At 33.4% G+C, this 16245-nt stretch carries 13 protein-coding genes and 1 tRNA gene; 9 read left to right on the top strand and 5 right to left on the bottom strand.

The features are described 5' to 3' along the window. Nucleotides 1-40: 40 nt before the first annotated feature. Both ASE21_RS12330 and ASE21_RS12325 read right to left on the bottom strand, forming a co-directional pair. The gene (locus ASE21_RS12330; RefSeq protein ID WP_057122962.1) at nucleotides 41-895 is read right to left on the bottom strand and encodes a hypothetical protein; all 855 of its coding nucleotides are present in this window, start codon (nucleotides 893-895) and stop codon (nucleotides 41-43) included. Nucleotides 896-925: 30 nt separating this feature from the next. Beyond that, complete coding sequence (locus ASE21_RS12325; RefSeq protein ID WP_057122961.1) at nucleotides 926-1525, bottom strand: TlpA family protein disulfide reductase; 600 nt, start codon at nucleotides 1523-1525, stop codon at nucleotides 926-928. Between the two features lie 545 nt (nucleotides 1526-2070). On the opposite strand from ASE21_RS12325, the gene ASE21_RS12320 reads away from it, so the two are divergent. The 5 genes from ASE21_RS12320 to pheT all read left to right on the top strand — a co-directional run bounded on the left by ASE21_RS12320 (nucleotide 2071) and on the right by pheT (nucleotide 11193). Continuing rightward, entirely contained in the window at nucleotides 2071-3129 is a 1059-nt protein-coding gene (locus ASE21_RS12320; RefSeq protein WP_057122960.1) for an efflux RND transporter periplasmic adaptor subunit, read from the top strand. A 122-nt stretch (nucleotides 3130-3251) separates the two neighbouring features. After that, a complete protein-coding gene (locus ASE21_RS12315) occupies nucleotides 3252-6347 on the top strand; it encodes an efflux RND transporter permease subunit (protein WP_057122959.1) in 3096 nt (1031 codons plus the stop codon). Between the two features lie 67 nt (nucleotides 6348-6414). Continuing rightward, on the top strand, nucleotides 6415-7725 hold the full coding sequence (locus ASE21_RS12310; protein ID WP_057122958.1) for a TolC family protein: 1311 nt from the start codon (nucleotides 6415-6417) through the stop codon (nucleotides 7723-7725). A gap of 27 nt (nucleotides 7726-7752) precedes the next feature. Next, nucleotides 7753-8616: a bestrophin family protein gene (locus ASE21_RS12305; RefSeq protein WP_057122957.1), complete on the top strand. Its 864-nt coding sequence runs from the start codon at nucleotides 7753-7755 to the stop codon at nucleotides 8614-8616. Between the two features lie 156 nt (nucleotides 8617-8772). Beyond that, a complete protein-coding gene (gene pheT, locus ASE21_RS12300; protein ID WP_057122956.1) occupies nucleotides 8773-11193 on the top strand; it encodes a phenylalanine--tRNA ligase subunit beta in 2421 nt (806 codons plus the stop codon). A 277-nt stretch (nucleotides 11194-11470) separates the two neighbouring features. On the opposite strand, the gene ASE21_RS12295 is transcribed toward pheT, so the two are convergent. Together ASE21_RS12295 and ASE21_RS12290 are read right to left on the bottom strand one after the other, a co-directional pair. After that, complete coding sequence (locus tag ASE21_RS12295; RefSeq protein WP_057122955.1) at nucleotides 11471-11845, bottom strand: hypothetical protein; 375 nt, start codon at nucleotides 11843-11845, stop codon at nucleotides 11471-11473. Between the two features lie 28 nt (nucleotides 11846-11873). Next, a complete protein-coding gene (locus tag ASE21_RS12290; RefSeq protein ID WP_057122954.1) occupies nucleotides 11874-12698 on the bottom strand; it encodes an N-acetylmuramidase domain-containing protein in 825 nt (274 codons plus the stop codon). A 360-nt stretch (nucleotides 12699-13058) separates the two neighbouring features. Between ASE21_RS12290 and ASE21_RS12285 the strand changes: the two genes are divergently transcribed. The 3 genes from ASE21_RS12285 to ASE21_RS12270 all read left to right on the top strand — a co-directional run bounded on the left by ASE21_RS12285 (nucleotide 13059) and on the right by ASE21_RS12270 (nucleotide 15543). Further along, nucleotides 13059-13493 carry a hypothetical protein gene (locus tag ASE21_RS12285; RefSeq protein WP_057122953.1) on the top strand — a complete coding sequence of 145 codons (435 nt, stop codon included), beginning with the start codon at nucleotides 13059-13061 and terminating at the stop codon, nucleotides 13491-13493. 753 nt (nucleotides 13494-14246) lie between these two features. After that, nucleotides 14247-14909 carry a sensor histidine kinase gene (locus ASE21_RS12275; RefSeq protein WP_242410268.1) on the top strand — a complete coding sequence of 221 codons (663 nt, stop codon included), beginning with the start codon at nucleotides 14247-14249 and terminating at the stop codon, nucleotides 14907-14909. Then, the gene (locus ASE21_RS12270) at nucleotides 14893-15543 is read left to right on the top strand and encodes a response regulator transcription factor (protein ID WP_057122950.1); all 651 of its coding nucleotides are present in this window, start codon (nucleotides 14893-14895) and stop codon (nucleotides 15541-15543) included. Before ASE21_RS12275 ends, ASE21_RS12270 begins: the two co-directional genes overlap by 17 nt. On the opposite strand, the gene ASE21_RS12265 is transcribed toward ASE21_RS12270, so the two are convergent. Further along, nucleotides 15540-16052 carry an adenine phosphoribosyltransferase gene (locus ASE21_RS12265; protein WP_057122949.1) on the bottom strand — a complete coding sequence of 171 codons (513 nt, stop codon included), beginning with the start codon at nucleotides 16050-16052 and terminating at the stop codon, nucleotides 15540-15542. The two genes, ASE21_RS12270 and ASE21_RS12265, sit on opposite strands and share 4 nt — an antisense overlap. A 111-nt stretch (nucleotides 16053-16163) precedes the next feature. Between ASE21_RS12265 and ASE21_RS12260 the strand changes: the two genes are divergently transcribed. Beyond that, nucleotides 16164-16237 (top strand) — tRNA-Arg (locus ASE21_RS12260). Nucleotides 16238-16245: the final 8 nt, after the last annotated feature.

Here is a 16245-nt window from a genome sequence, read left to right as displayed (position 1 = left end):
TTCTGCGTTTAATTTTTTTGGAAGTTGGGTTTCATTCTGTTTAAGTTCTGGAATTAGTTGATTTTACATGAATATCATTCACCAAATCATCTATTTTTTTTGCACTTTCTCTCATCATGTCTAAATACGTCAGCAGTTTATCATTATCAGTATGTCCTTTAGAAACATCAATTAGTTTTAATACTGAATTTACCGGAAGTTTTAAATCTAAAGTTGTCCTGTGCACAAAGTCATTATACTCTTTTGTAGCCGACATTGAACTGTATTTTGCCGAGGCCAGTTTCATGTTTTCCAATTCGTATTCATCAGAAATTTTAGAAATATGATTGTGGCTGTGTTCTTTAAAATAATACGCCCAATAACCATTCATAAAAAATACAACTGCGGCTAATACAGTATGGATTATAAGGGTTTCCAAATCAAAATTTACCTGCGAAAAATATACCTGAAGTCCGTTTGCATCATTATATACAAAATTTTGGAGGTAAGCCAAACCAGCGTGATGTATTATAACCAAAAGAGTTAACGGAATCTGCAGTTTCCAGTTTTGATAAATGATAAGAATAGTACTGGCAATGAAAACTGTAAAATGCATTTCGAATAAACCATGCATCTGATAAATGTACTGCGCCATAAAAATAGCCAGAACGACTGATAAAACGTATTGGTAAAATTTAGAATTCTTAATAAAAAACTTTGCAGAATAATACGCCAAAAGATTCAGTGTTCCTACTCCTACTCCAATTTCGAAAGTATCATATTTAAACGATAATCCGATTCCGAGAAGAAAATAAACTGCAAGAACATAATTAATAATACTATCTGATTTTTGTGTCATAGTCGACATAAAACTGTGCAGGTAATCTTGCTCATTCAGGCTGGCTTTTGTTTTCATAGGTTAAAAATTTAAAGTTAGAGATAGATTTTATTTAGTGCAATTTGGTAATGAACATCCGTAAGCTCTGAGAGCTAAAGCATTAAATGAGGGCGAAAATTTTTGTTTTAACAGTGCTTCAATTGCCATTTGGGCATAATTACTGTCAGCATCTGTGCAATATCTTGTTTTATTGTAATTACCACGATAATATAAATTATGACCGGCGTCTAAAAGAACAGCCTGCGGAGTCGAGATGACACCGCATTTTTGAGCAATACCTTCGTCAAAATAAACAGGAACACTCGCTCCGAATTTCTGCTGAATTTCTGCTATGGAAAAAGTTTTCTTTTTGTTTAAAACCACAATTTTAAAATTTACTTTATCTCCATATTTTTTTATTAAAGTACTCACATGAGGAACATTAAATCTTGAGCATGGACAATCCGGATTAAAAAAATGGAAGAAAACAGGTTTGTTATCGAATGCACAGCATTGTGACAAATCGACTTTGGAGCCCATAGCGACTGCCTGATAATTTTTCGGGATTGGGGTTGGAAGACTATATTTAAATTCGTTCTGCCAGAACAGAAAACCTATTGAAAAAAGTAATAATGCAAACCATAAAGTTAAGAGTATCGTTTTCTTCATAATATATTTTTTAGTAATTAAGAACAAAAATCATAAACACTTGTTAATATAATTATTAATTATTTCTTTTAAAAAACCCAAAAAACTACACCTAAATTATTATTTTAACTATAAATCCTACACTATTTTATTGCAAATACTAGAAGATTGGTCATTTTGTTTAACATAGTAATGTTACAAATAAATTCGATAAACTGCAAAAAAAATCGGACAAAATGCAAAAATAATAAAATCGAAATGCAAATGATTTAAATTTAGATTTAGAAATTCGTTTCCTGAATTCCAAAATAAAATGTATTATGCTGATTTTTAACTATATACATTTACAATATTGATTTGTTAAAAAATATTAACTGCTCTTTAAACCTTTTATCAAATTCAAAGTCTAACCGCAAACTTTTTGCGACTATATACAGGATATTTGGCTTTTGAAATAATTGTAAGCCAAGTGTTAAATAAAAGCTAACGCCTTTTGGTTTCAGTACAAAAAGTTAAATTTGTCAGTTACAAAAACATACACCCAAAAAACATTCACCTAATTTTTTATGAAATTAAAACATCTAATCTACGCCTTGATAATCATCGTTTTAGGAGGTTTTATTACCTACAGGATAATATCCAATAAAAGTAAAAACGACGAATCGAAAAAATTTGGCGACAAAGACAAACCAACAACAGTAACCGGAATTGTAGTAAAAACTTCAACCTTTGATAATAATTTATCTTTATCAGGTTCTATCGAAGCAAATGAACAAATCGAAATTCATAGTGAAGTTTCCGGAATTGTTGAAGGAATTTATTTTAATGAAGGAACTTATGTGAATAAAGGTCAGGTGCTTTTTAAAGTAAATGACATTGAATTGAAAGCGCAATTAAGACAAGCGGTTACTAAAGAAAATTTAGCCGCGGAAAACGATAGAAGAGCAAAATTATTACTTCAAAAAGAAGCCATAAGCCAGGAAGAAGCAGATGTCGCAAAAGCAGATTATGCATCGGCGCAGGCTCAAAGCCAATTAATTAGAGCTCAAATATCTAAAACTTCTGTAAAAGCACCTTTTTCAGGAAAAGTAGGTTTACGTTCCATTTCACCGGGAACTTACATTACACCAACAGTTGTCGTAGCAAAATTGGTAAATACAGGAAAATTAAAAATTACATTTTCAATTCCTGAAAAATATGCTGCGCAGGTACAATCCGGTTCAATAATTGATTTTACAGTTTCAGGATCTGATAAAACATACAATGCCAAAATTTATGCAATCGAACCTGAAATCGCTGTAGCAACACGTACTTTACAGATTCGCGCTATAGCAGATAATACAGACGGGAAACTGTTTCCAGGAACTTTTGCCGATGTAAAATTACCATTAAACATTATTAAAGATGCAATCGTTGTGCCTTCAGAAGCAATTGTTCCGGTTCAGAGCGGTAAAAAAGTATATATCGCCAATATGGGCAAAGCCAAAGAAATAATGGTTGATGCAGCAACGAGAACAGATGCTTCTATTTTGATATTATCAGGATTAAAAGCCGGAGATACTTTAATTACAAGTGGCGTAATGTCATTAAAAGACGAAGCTCCAATTAAAGTTAAAGTTAAATAGTCATAAAGTCGAAAGTCCTAAAGTCCAAAGTCATAAGACTTGAATATAGATTTAAAGATGGCGGTAAGATTTAGCAATAAATCTTAAATCTAAAATCAACAATCTAAAATCTAAAATCACAAATGAGTTTATCAACCACAAGTATAAGAAGACCCGTTTTAACCATTGTACTGAATTTATTAATCATATTATTCGGTTTTATTGGTTATACATTTTTGGGTGTTCGGGAATTTCCTTCTATTGATCCGGCGCAGGTTTCCATCAGAACCAATTATACCGGAGCAAATGCTGATATTATCGAATCGCAGATTACAGAACCTCTTGAAAAAGCTGTAAATGCTATTGACGGAATACGAAATATCACTTCTTCCAGTAATCAGGGAAGCAGCAACATTACAATCGAGTTTAATCTTGATAAAGATTTAGAAGAAGCCGCAAATGACGTTCGTGACAAAGTTTCACAAGCTGTTAGAAATTTGCCGCAGGATATTGATGCACCACCGGTAGTATCTAAAGCAGATGCCGACAGCGAATCTATTATTTCGATGACGGTTCAGAGTGATACCAGAAGTTCTTTAGAATTAAGTGATTATGCCGAAAATGTTATTTCACAGCGTTTAGAAACTATTCCCGGAGTAAGCGGTGTCCAGATTTGGGGACAAAAACGCTATGCTATGCGTTTGTGGATTGATCCTGTAAAATTAAACGCTTATAATTGTACGGTTTCGGATGTGCGTAATGCTTTAAATGCACAAAATGTAGAGCTGCCTTCTGGAAAACTAACAGGAAACAACACCGAACTGACGGTAAAAACAATTGGAAACCTTTCTAAACCGGAGGAATTTAACAATATAATCATTCGTACCGACGGAGATAAAATTGTTCGCTTCAGCGATGTGGGCGGTGCTGAATTAGGGCCGGAAAATATAGAAACTTCGTTAATGTCTTCGGGACTTCCTATGATTGGTCTGGCAATTGTACCAATGCCGGGAGCCAATTATTTGGATATTTCATCAGAATTTTACAAAAAATACGATGCTTTAAAAAAGGATCTGCCAAAAGATATCAAACTTAATATTGCATTAGACAATACACAATTCGTAAAAAAATCAGTATTGGAAGTTGCCGAAACTTTAGGAATTTCAATTGTATTGGTTATTATCATTATTTACTTATTTTTCAGGGACTGGGCAATCGCATTCAGACCTTTAATTGACATTCCGGTATCTTTAATTGCTACATTTTTTATTATGTGGCTTTTTGGGTTCTCCATAAATGTATTGACTTTATTGGCAATTGTTTTGGCAACAGGTTTAGTTGTAGATGATGGAATCGTTGTAACAGAAAACATCTTTAAAAAAGTCGAAGAAGGAATGTCGCCAATCGAAGCTGCGATTAAAGGTTCTAATGAGATTTTCTATGCTGTAATTTCGATTTCCGTGACACTTGCTGCGGTATTTTTACCCGTAATCTTCTTAGAAGGTTTCGTCGGCCGTCTTTTTAGGGAATTTGGTGTTGTCATTGGTGCAGCCGTATTAATCTCTGCCTTTGTTTCACTGACGTTAACGCCAATGCTGAATGCTTATTTGATGAAAGGCGGTGAACAAAAAAAATCAAAATTCTACGAAAAAACAGAGCCGTTTTTTGAAAAATTAAACAGCGGTTATGCCGATGCCCTGAACAAGTTTATGGACAAAAAATGGATTAGTTTTCCTATTTTGATTGTCTGTTTTGGATTGATTTATTTATTCTTTACCATTCTTCCAAAAGAAACCGCACCTTATGACGACAGAAGTTCTGTAACTATGCGTATGACAACACCTGAAGGATCTTCATACGAATACACCAATCGTTTTATGCAGGAAATATCACAATTGGTAGATGATTCTATTCCGGAGAAAAAAGTGAGTTTAGTCATTACAGCCGGAGGTTCGGGAGGTTCTGCAACCAATTCCGGTTTTATCAGGCTTTCGTTAAAAGAACCGGATGAAAGAGAAAGATCTCAAAAGGATATTGCTGAAAAATTATCGAAGTGGACTAAAAAATACCCAAATGCCAAAACATCTGTAATTCAGCAGCCTACAATTGCAGTTAACAGACGTGGAGGTTTGCCAATTCAGTATATTATTCAGGCGCCTACTTTTGAAAAACTAAGAGAAAAAATTCCTGTTTTTATGGAAGAAGTGGGTAAAAGCGACGTTTTTTCTACAACCGATGTTAATTTAAAATTCAACAAACCTGAAATCAACGTAAGCATTGACCGTGCTAAGGCAGAAAGTTTAGGTATTTCTATTATTGACATTGCACAGACTTTACAGCTTTCGTTAAGCGGACAGCGTTTTGGATATTTTATTAAAAACGGAAAACAATATCAGGTTATTGGTCAGTTTGATCAAAAAGACAGATCGAAACCTTTGGATTTAACTTCGATGTTTGTGAAAAACAAAAATGGAGAATTAATTCAGATGGACAATGTTGTAAATGTCGTCGAGCAGAGTAATCCTCCGCAATTGTACCACAACAACCGTTATATGTCGGCAACTGTTTCTGCAGGTTTAGCGCCCGGAAAAAGTATCAGCGATGGTATTGAGGAAATGGACAGGATTAAAGCCAAAGTTTTAAATGAAAGTTTTACAACAGATTTAAGTGGAGAATCGCGAGATTTTGTCGAAAGCAGTTCGAATACTTCTTTCGCATTTGGATTGGCATTATTGCTGATTTTTCTGATACTTGCGGCTCAGTTTGAAAGTTTTATCGATCCGTTTATTATCATTTTAACGGTGCCAATGGCGGTTGCGGGAGCTTTATTTTCGCTTTGGCTGTTCAATCAGACATGGAATATTTTCAGTCAGATTGGTACGGTAATGCTTATTGGTCTGGTGACTAAAAACGGTATTTTGATTGTCGAATTTGCAAATCAGCTGCGAGAACAGGGCAAACCGAAAATGGAAGCCATTCTTGAAGCTTCAGAAGCACGTTTACGTCCAATTTTAATGACGAGTTTAGCCATAGCATTAGGTGCATTGCCAATTGCGCTGTCTCTTGGTGCGGCTTCTACCAGTAGAATTGGTATGGGAGTTGTAATTGTTGGAGGAACTATTTTCTCACTTGCTCTGACACTTTTTGTAATTCCGGCTATTTATTTTATGTGGTCAAAAGCCAGAAAACATTATCCTGAATTTGATCGTATTGACGAATACGAAAAAGAAAGTAAATAAAAATATCAGCCCCGAGTTCACAAATTCATTACTTTAATTCGTGAATTCCGGGCAAAAGAAATACAATATGAATATTAAAAATTTATACTGCACTTTAATAGTCCTCTTCTTCTGCATTATCAAAACAAATGCACAAGAAGTTTTAACTATTGAAGAAGCAATGAAAATTGCTTTAGAAAACAATTTTGAAATTAAAATTGCCAAAAACAACTCCGCAATAAGCGAAACAAATGTGAGTGTTGGAAATGCCGGCATTCTGCCAAAAGCCACAGCTTCTATTGTTGATAATAATAGTGTGACAAACTCAACACAGGTGCGTCAGGACGGAACATCGACGACTTTAAACAATGCCAAAAACAACAGTTTAAACTATGGAGTTAGTTTGGGTTGGACAGTTTTTGACGGAATGAGAATGTTCGCCAGATACGATCAGTTAAAAGAACTTCAAAAACTGGGCGATTCTGAATTAAAAAGAACAATTCTGGCAAAAATCGGTCAGGTCAATTCTGCTTATTACGATTTGGTACAGCAGCAGCAGCAATTGGCGGCTTTAGATACTACAATTGTCATTTCCAGACAAAGATTAGAATTGGCACAAAACCGTTTTACAATTGGTAAAGCATCAAAACTGGAAGTTTTAAATGCACAAGTCGATTTAAATTCAGATCAGGTTGCTTTGTTAAGACAAAAGGAATCTTATGCAAACTCTAAGATATTATTAAACCAATATTTGGCGCGCGATCCAAAAATAAATTTCACAGTAACAGATGTAGTTACGGTTGATGATAAACTGGTTTTAGCTGATTTATTAGATTTAGCTCAAAAACAAAATCCGGCGTTAGAATCTCAAATCATCAACAAACGTATTGCAGAATTACAGCTTAAACAAGTAAAAGCAAACCGATATCCAATTGTAAATTTAACTTCAGGTTATAATTTTGCAGAAAGCCAGTCGAGTTTAGGATTTACGAGCGAGAACTCATCAAAAGGATTTACTTATGGTTTTAATGCTTCTATGAACATTTTTGACGGCTTTAATCAGAATCGAAATGAAAAAGTAGCGAAACTCCAGATTGAGAATTCTCAAATCGCCATTGAACAGCAAAGTTTAATTTTAAACACACAGCTTAATACCGCTTTCCAAACCTATTTAACCAATTTAGAGTTAATTGATTTAGAAGAAAGTAACGAAGCAATTGCCAGACAAAATTTAGAAATCACTTTAGATAAATTCAGAATCGGGACTATCACCACTATTGATTTCAGAACGGCTCAGCTGAATTACGTAAACGCAAAAGTCCGTTACAGCAACGCGCAGTACGAAGCAAAATTGTCTGAAATTGCCTTAAAAGAATTAGCTGGAAATATTAATTTTTAAACTAAATTTGTTTTAAAACAAACTTAGATGATTTCGTACAATACCAAAGACTGGTTTACTTTTATATTTCATTTTCATAAATCCGATACTGTTAGACAGTTATTCCCAATAATGGTTGCTATTGGTATATACGCTGCAGCCCTTGGTTATCTGGAAGTTGAATATTTTAAATTTGAAAAAAATCATTACATCCACAACATTCCGATCATGCACGGAATGCTGGGTTTTGTCATTTCATTGTTACTTGTTTTTAGAACAAATACGGCTTATGACCGCTGGTGGGAAGGTCGAAAACTCTGGGGAGGTCTTGTAAACAGCAGCCGCAATCTTGCTATAAAACTTTCGGCTATTTTAAAAGATGAAAACGACAGAAGTTTTTTTAGAAAATATATTCCGCTTTATGCGGATATCCTGCACAAGCATTTAAAAGATGCCGATACAAGCAAGCAGCTTTTTGAAGATGTTGATCTAGAAATTGATCATCATAAACATAAACCAAATCAGTTAATGAAAATTATGTTTCATAAAATCAATGATTTGTATGATGCAAAAAAAATAACAGGCGATCAATTAATTATTTTAAATAACGAGCTGCAGTCTTTTACAGATATTTGCGGCGCTTGTGAAAGAATAAAAAACACCCCTATTCCCTACTCTTACAGCGCTTTTATTAAGAAGTTTATCTTCTTTTATACCATGACGCTTCCATTTGGTTATTCTATAAGCTTAGGCTATTTGGTCGCTCCGGTTGTTGTTTTTATATTCTACGTTTTGGCGAGTTTGGAATTAATTGCTGAAGAAATCGAAGATCCTTTTGGAGATGACGAAAATGATCTTCCAACCAAAAAAATTTCTGAAAATATTAAAAAACATCTGGAAGAGATAATTTAATTAACTTATAATTATTTTAAGGCCAAAAAGCTTTAAGAATATATCTTTCTAAAACTTTATTTGAGAACAAACGAATCCCGAAAAAACCAAATATTTTTTTTCTTTCTACAGTTCTCAATCCTTATATTTGTATCCTCATAAAAGAATAAAACTAAAATGAAAATATCTTATAACTGGTTAAAACAATTCATTAAAACTGATTGGACATCTGAACAAACTTCTGAACTATTGACAGATTTGGGTCTTGAAGTTGAAGTTGTTGAAAAATACCAGTCAATTAAAGGTGGATTAGAAGGTGTTGTTGTAGGACATGTACTAACCTGCGAAAAACATCCTGATGCTGACAGATTAAAAGTTACAACTGTAAATATTGGTTTAGAAGCTCCTGTGCAAATTGTGTGCGGCGCTGCAAATGTGGCTGCAGGACAAAAAGTACCGGTTGCGACTATTGGAACCGTTTTATACGATAAAGAAGACGTTGAATTTACTATTAAAAAAGGAAAAATTCGCGGACAGGAAAGCTACGGAATGATATGTGCCGAAGATGAGTTAGGTCTTGGATCAGGTCACGATGGAATTATGGTTCTTGATGAAAATCTGGTTCCGGGAACTAAAGCTTCTGAAGTTTTTCAAATTGCCGATGATGAAGTTTTCGAAATTGGATTAACGCCAAACCGCGCTGATGCCATGAGTCACTTTGGAACTGCAAGGGATTTAAGAGCCGGAATGCTTCAAAGAGGTGTAAACATTGAATTGATTACGCCTTCTGTTAGTAATTTCAGAGTAGACATGCGCACACTCAAAATTGATGTCAATGTTGAAGAACCTGCTTTGGCACCAAGATACTGCGGATTGACGATTTCAGGAATTACAGTTCATGAATCACCAAAATGGCTGCAAGATCGTTTAAAAGCGATTGGTTTAACTCCAAAAAATAATATTGTCGATGTTACTAATTATGTTTTGCATGAATTAGGACAGCCGCTGCATGCCTTTGATGCTGCAAAAATTACCGGAAAAGTAATTGTAAAAACATTACCGGAAGGGACAAAATTCACCACTTTAGACGATGTTGAAAGAACATTACATGCTGAAGATTTAATGATTTGTGATGAAAAAGGTCCGCTTTGTATTGCAGGTGTTTTTGGTGGAAAAAAATCAGGAGTTACAGACGGAACAACTTCTATTTTCTTAGAAAGTGCCTATTTTGATGCTGTCAGCATTCGTAAAACGGCTAAAAGACATCAATTAAATACCGATGCTTCTTTTAGATTTGAAAGAGGAATTGACCCAACCATTACAGAATATGCCTTAAAACGTGCAGCGCTTTTAATTCAGGAAGTGGCAGGCGGAAAAATTACTTCTGATGTTGTAGAAGTTTATCCTAAAAAAGTAGAAGATTTTTCAGTTTTATTGAATTTCAGCCACGTTTTTAAAATTATCGGACAGGAAATTCCAAAAGATACGATCAAGAAAATATTGGTTTCGCTGGACATTAAAGTAAACAGTGTTTCTGATACCGGTTTAGGATTAACAATTCCTGCATATCATGTTGACGTTCAGCGTGAAATTGATGTGATAGAAGAAATTTTAAGAGTGTATGGTTATAACAATATTGAGTTTTCTAAAAAATTCAATGCAACTGTGGCCAATTCTCCAAGAACAGAAGATTATAAAGTACAAAATGTTATCGCTTCACAATTAAATTCTCAGGGTTTTAATGAAATGATGGCCAATTCTTTAACAACAGCCGCTTACGCAAAATTATCGACTGTTTTAAAAGAAGAACATAATGTTACGATGCTGAATCCGTTGAGCAGTGATTTATCGACTATGCGTCAATCATTGTTATTTTCTGCTCTGGAAGCTATTTCTTATAACATTAACCGAAGAAATTCTGATTTAAAATTATTTGAATTCGGAAAATCATATCATAAATACCTTAACGGTTATGAAGAACACAAACATTTAACTTTGTCAATTTCCGGCAACAGAAATAAAGAAAGCTGGACAAATCCGCAAAAAGGAACTGACTTCTTTTTATTAAAAGGTTATGCAAAAGGTGTTTTGGCCCGTTTAGGAATTGAGAAAATTTCGAATGCTCCTGTACAATCAGATGTTTTCTCTGAGGGAACTTCTATTTGCTACAACAACGATACATTGGTTGAAATGGGAGTTGTAAAGAAATCTATTTTAAAGTATTTTGGCATTAAACAAGACGTTTATTACGCTGATTTTAACTGGGATTTGATTTTAAAAATTATTACCGGAAAAATTAAATATACTGAAATTCCTAAATATCCTGAAGTACGCAGGGATCTTGCTTTGCTTATCGATGAAAAAACTACTTATGAAAGTATTTTTAATTTGGCAAGACAGACTGAAAAAGTACTTTTAAAAGACATTAATTTATTTGATGTTTATCAGGGTGACAAACTTCCGGAAGGAAAAAAATCGTATGCTTTAAGCTTTACAATTCAGGACAGTACAAAAACATTAACAGATGCTCAAATCGATAAAATTATGTCGAAATTACAGCAGACTTTTGAAACTGAACTTGGTGCAAGCTTAAGATAAATCATAAAATAATGAAATGACAAACCCGACAGATTTAATTTGTCGGGTTTTGTTTTTTATCTCAGTTTTAAAGTTTCAGGTTTCTTTAGATTTCAGGTTTCAGGTGGTTTGGAACGTCATTTTTACCGTAAAACTCGCAAAGAATTTCACAAAGTTATTGAAAGTTTTGGGACTTAAAATTCGCAAATCTCTGCGTCCTTCGCGTAATCCTTTGCGGATTTTGCGGTTCAATAACGATCCATAAACCTGAAACCTAAACTAAAAAAACAAAAAAACACTAACTAATTAAATATCTATTCCATATCTGGTCTCCAAGTTTTTGAATTCCTGTTCCGAGATTTTCAGTTTCTAATTTTTGACGGGAATTATTATTAAAAATAATTTCCAGATATATCTTTCCATTTTCTTCACATACATTCCAGTTTCCAATCTCTTTTTGAGAAGATTGATGCGGAAGAGACAATCCTCCGCCGGAAACACTTCTGAAAGATTCTTTTAAATAAATTGCACTAAAATCTGAATACAGATATATAGCATATTTTATTTCTTCATACCATCCTCCGCCGGAATAATCCCTGTCGCTGTTAGCTCTTTCTATTCGCAAAACCTTATTTGATAAAGTGTTTATCATTTGATTAACTAAATAACTCATAACCTTTACTATTAATGATTTACGAATCTCATTTAGAATATTTTATATACGCACGATTTAATTTTTCATCGTATTTGTTTGTTTTATAAGCCGGTCCGTTATATCCTAAAGCAAATTTTACCCAGTTTTTATCTCGCAAAGTTTGAATTAGATTATTCTTTTTGAGAAACAAACCAAAAGCTTTTAAATGTTCTCCTTCATTCTCTTTCATTTTGGTTACAAATTCATCAACACTTTGATAGCCAATTGATACTGCATTGAATCCCATAATTTGAAAAAGCCCCCATGAAGCTGATGAATTTGCGGCATCTCTAAAATTTTTATCTGTGCCTAAATTCGCCGCTTTTTCCAAACGATTGTATTCTTCGGTTCCGCCCACATAATATTTTTTGTTATAATTTTCAAACAAAACATTTTGGCTGGAACTGTTGGCATATTTTTTTGGATCGATATTTCTTTTCTTTAATTCTTTCCAAAAAATATGGCCTTCAAATAAAATCTTCGGTCTTCCGTCGACCAAAAAACCTTTTCCATTGCTTTCCACTTCATTTACTGCCTTTACAACCGCCAGTTCTAAATTAAACTGCTTAGAAAAATCAATAAGATTTTGCTCTGAAAGCAATTTTGAATTGGGAGAAACCACGTTTTTGCTTTTTTCTAAAAGTATCGACCATGTCTTTAATCCCACCACTCCATCGACAACTAAATTGTTCTTTAACTGGAAATCCTTTATTGCCTTGTCCGTCGCTGTTCCAAAATTATCTGAAACCACAACACTATACCCTAATTTTACAAGAAGTTCATTTAAATAATAAACCTCACTGGATTTTACACCTAGTTTGATCGTTCTCATGCCTTTTATTTTAAAATTATTCTTTTAGATTTTTAAAAATATAGAGAGGCTTTTAGATTAAGAGCTGTAAAATTTAAAGTCCGGGGTTAGCTGCCGACAAGCTCTTGGTTTTCATGTCATTAAAAAAATAGTTATCATTTACTCGACGATTGTTTTTACTGCTTAAAATTGATGGTGTAAAATTATTTAATTACAATTTACTATAAAACAGCATTTTAACCCGTTTTTTTAGATAATTTTACCTGAAGAAAAAAGGGTATTTTTCCCCTTGACACGCTTTTATGCAAAAAATAATTTTGTCCTTTTAAATTCTCAAAAAAACTGTAAACTCAACCATTAACCAATTAAATTTTAAAAATCATGAAAAATCCACCCGCAAAACCTAGTCAGTTGATAACTAAAGAATTTGCAAAACAGTTAAATGTTAATTATAACAATAAAACGACGGCTTCTTTGACAGGAAAGAAATCTAAAAAGGAAGATGCAAATGCGATTTGGTACTCTTTAGAAGCATTAGAAAGCTACATACACTATATTAAAACCCATGGTGCACAAGATGGATATGACGTAGATGGCATACGTTTCTATTTTGGCGTATATCCAGACGATGAGCAGCATGGTGAAAAAGCCGGATTAACAACCTTATTCTTGGTTCCTACTGGAAAAAAAGTCGAAAATAATACCGCAAAAATTCAGAGTTTTGCTTTAGTTCAGGAAGCTGCTTCAGCTGATATTCAAAGCCTGGACCCTATGAATTACGGAAATATCGGCAGACCGCCAAGTTTAGTATATTAAAAAAATTATGTTTGAATTTTTAAGATCTTATATCATTTATTTAGCTTTGTTATCAGGAAGCATCGGATTATTTTCAATGCATAAATTACCTGGTAAGAAAGCTAAATTTTTAGTAATTTTAATCTGGTTTTCTGTACTAATAGAATTTATCGGATATTATTTCACGTATTGGACGGGCTTACTAAATTATTATGTCTATAATTTTTATATGCTCGTTAGTTTCTCCGCCTTTATACTCCTTTTGCGAAGTCTTTTGTTAAAAATCAGCGACAGAATGACCGCAGTTTTCTTTTTGATAGTATTTGTGTTTTCTTTCTTTTTAAATATTATTTATTTTAAAGAAGACACGAATCGTTCGTTTACATATAGTTTTGCTATAGGGGTAGTACTGGTTTTAATATTATCCTGTTTATATTTGGTAGAGATTTTTAATTCAGACAAAATTTTAAATTTTAAACGATCTGTTTTTTTCTGGTATATTTTAGGAATTTTGGCTTTCCATGTTCCTTTTACGCCTTTTATGCTGGCTATCAATTGGTTTCTTATCAAACAAGACGATTCCGTATTTAGCCTCGTATTATTTATCTTAAATTTGTTAGCGCACAGCTGCTATATCATAGGATTTTTATGGAGCGAAAAGAAATACAATTATTAGTAATTTCATTAGGTATTGTTTTTTTTACTTTACTGATCATTGTACTTGTTCTTTTCTTTTATTTTTTAAAAAAGAAGAACAACTACCTGGTCGAAAAAATGGAATCAGAAATGTATTTCCAGTCAGAATTGGTAAAAACCAGAATTGAAATTAAAGATCAGACGCTTTCTGAAATTAGTAAAGAACTCCATGATAATATTGGCCAGATTATTTCTGTTGGAATTATGCAGCTTAATATGTCTATCAGCAGTAAAAGTATTGAGATTAAAGAATTGAAAGATCTTAAAGATGTGCTGGCAAAAGCACTGGATGAACTCAGAATTTTATCGCGAATTATAAATAAAGACAATTTACTGCAAAGTAACTTTATAAAAGCCATAAAACAGGATTTAGAGCGTGTCAAAAAGCTTAAAAAAATTCAATATCGTTATAATTTAATTGGAGAAGTTCCAAAAATCAGTGAAGAACACGATTTATTTATTTATCGGATTTTTCAGGAAGCGCTGCACAATAGTTTAAAACATTCTCATAGTGATTTATATGAGCTTAATATTATAACAACTGAAGATCTTTTTCAGTTAAAATTAAAAGATTTTGGAATTGGCTATGATCCTCTTAAAGCAAATTCCGGATTAGGATTAAACAACATGAAATTAAGGGCCAAACTTATTGGAGCTCAATTAATCATGGAATCAGACTCATCAGGAACAACTGTAACTTTAGAATACCCTTTAACCACAACCAATGAAACCGAAAACTAAAAGTAAAATTATTATTGTCGACGATCATCAGCTTTTTTCTCAGTCATTAGAACTTTTAATTAAAAGTTTTGGTGATTATGAAGTCATAGAAAGATTTGAAAACGGAAAACTATTTATTACCTATTTGCAGGAAAATCCGGAAGCCGATATAGATTTGGTATTATTAGACGTAAATATGCCTGTTTTAGATGGTTTAAGCACAATGAAATGGGTTAAAGAAAACCGCTCTGATTTAAAAGTAATTGCACTTTCTGTAAATGACGATGAAGAGATAATCATAAAAATGATCACAAACGGAGCAAAAGGTTATTTACTTAAAGACACCTCACCGGAAATCTTTAAAGAAGCGATTCAGTGTGTGGTAGAAAAAGGGTTTTATTTTACCGAATTAGTTTCAGGAATGCTCGTAAACAAAGTCAATAGTGATAATAAAAAAATCAGCTTAAAAGAAAAAGAGCTGGTCTTTATAAAACATGCCTGCACAGAAATGACTTATAAAGAAATCGCCTCTGAAATGTGTTTAAGTCCCAAAACGATAGACGGTTACAGAGAATGCCTGTTTGATAAATTAGAGATAAAAACGAGAATCGGTTTAGTTTTGTACGCTGTTAAACATAAAATTGTTTTTGTTTAATATGTTATTGCTGCAAAAACCGGAAACTCTTTAATTTTATCTCTTCCGTTTAAAAAAGAGAGTTCCATTAAAAAATTGCATTGTACAATTTCACCGCCTAGTTTTTGTACTAATTCACAAACGGCTTTTGCAGTTCCGCCAGTTGCCAGAACATCGTCGTGAACTAAAATACGGTCTCCTTTTTTGATTGCATCAGTATGCATTTCGAGACTGTCTGTTCCGTATTCCAATTCGTATGAGGCTGAAATGATTTCGTAAGGCAGCTTTTTAGGTTTTCTTACCGGAATAAATCCTGCGTTAAGTTCATTTGCCAATAGCATCCCGAAGAAAAAACCGCGGCTTTCTGCTCCTACTACCTTATCAATTTGCTGTCCTTTTAGAGAATTTACTAAAAGTGTTAAGCATTCCTGCCTTGCTTGGACATCATTTAACAGCGGAGTGATATCTTTAAATAAAATTCCTTCTTTAGGAAAGTCCTGAATATCACGTATATAATTTTCAATGTTCATTTTTTTTTATTTTTCTGTAATTTTTTGCTTGTTTATCTCGCATTTATCTCTATATTTGCACCCGCAAACAGCGTTCAACAAAGCTACGAAAATTAGCTCAATGAAACAAAAGGCCTCGTGGCGCAACTGAATAGCGCATCTGATTACGGCTCAGAAGGTTACTGGTTTGAATCCAGTCGAGGTCACTTAAGGA

The sequence above is a fragment of the Flavobacterium sp. Root901 genome, from assembly GCF_001429765.1.
Classification (GTDB): Bacteria; Bacteroidota; Bacteroidia; order Flavobacteriales; family Flavobacteriaceae; genus Flavobacterium.
This window is presented reverse-complemented; position numbering and strand designations above follow the sequence as displayed.

What these genes read in the sequence shown, in the direction of transcription:
- pheT (WP_057122956.1), top strand. Translation starts at nt 8,773, where the DNA reads ATGAAAATATCTTATAACTGGTTAAAACAATTCATTAAAACTGATTGG.
- ASE21_RS12295 (WP_057122955.1), bottom strand. Translation starts at nt 11,845, where the DNA reads ATGAGTTATTTAGTTAATCAAATGATAAACACTTTATCAAATAAGGTT.
- ASE21_RS12325 (WP_057122961.1), bottom strand. Translation starts at nt 1,525, where the DNA reads ATGAAGAAAACGATACTCTTAACTTTATGGTTTGCATTATTACTTTTT.
- ASE21_RS12305 (WP_057122957.1), top strand. Translation starts at nt 7,753, where the DNA reads ATGATTTCGTACAATACCAAAGACTGGTTTACTTTTATATTTCATTTT.
- ASE21_RS12275 (WP_242410268.1), top strand. Translation starts at nt 14,247, where the DNA reads ATGGAATCAGAAATGTATTTCCAGTCAGAATTGGTAAAAACCAGAATT.
- ASE21_RS12320 (WP_057122960.1), top strand. Translation starts at nt 2,071, where the DNA reads ATGAAATTAAAACATCTAATCTACGCCTTGATAATCATCGTTTTAGGA.
- ASE21_RS12265 (WP_057122949.1), bottom strand. Translation starts at nt 16,052, where the DNA reads ATGAACATTGAAAATTATATACGTGATATTCAGGACTTTCCTAAAGAA.
- ASE21_RS12270 (WP_057122950.1), top strand. Translation starts at nt 14,893, where the DNA reads ATGAAACCGAAAACTAAAAGTAAAATTATTATTGTCGACGATCATCAG.
- ASE21_RS12330 (WP_057122962.1), bottom strand. Translation starts at nt 895, where the DNA reads ATGAAAACAAAAGCCAGCCTGAATGAGCAAGATTACCTGCACAGTTTT.
- ASE21_RS12285 (WP_057122953.1), top strand. Translation starts at nt 13,059, where the DNA reads ATGAAAAATCCACCCGCAAAACCTAGTCAGTTGATAACTAAAGAATTT.
- ASE21_RS12315 (WP_057122959.1), top strand. Translation starts at nt 3,252, where the DNA reads ATGAGTTTATCAACCACAAGTATAAGAAGACCCGTTTTAACCATTGTA.
- ASE21_RS12310 (WP_057122958.1), top strand. Translation starts at nt 6,415, where the DNA reads ATGAATATTAAAAATTTATACTGCACTTTAATAGTCCTCTTCTTCTGC.
- ASE21_RS12290 (WP_057122954.1), bottom strand. Translation starts at nt 12,698, where the DNA reads ATGAGAACGATCAAACTAGGTGTAAAATCCAGTGAGGTTTATTATTTA.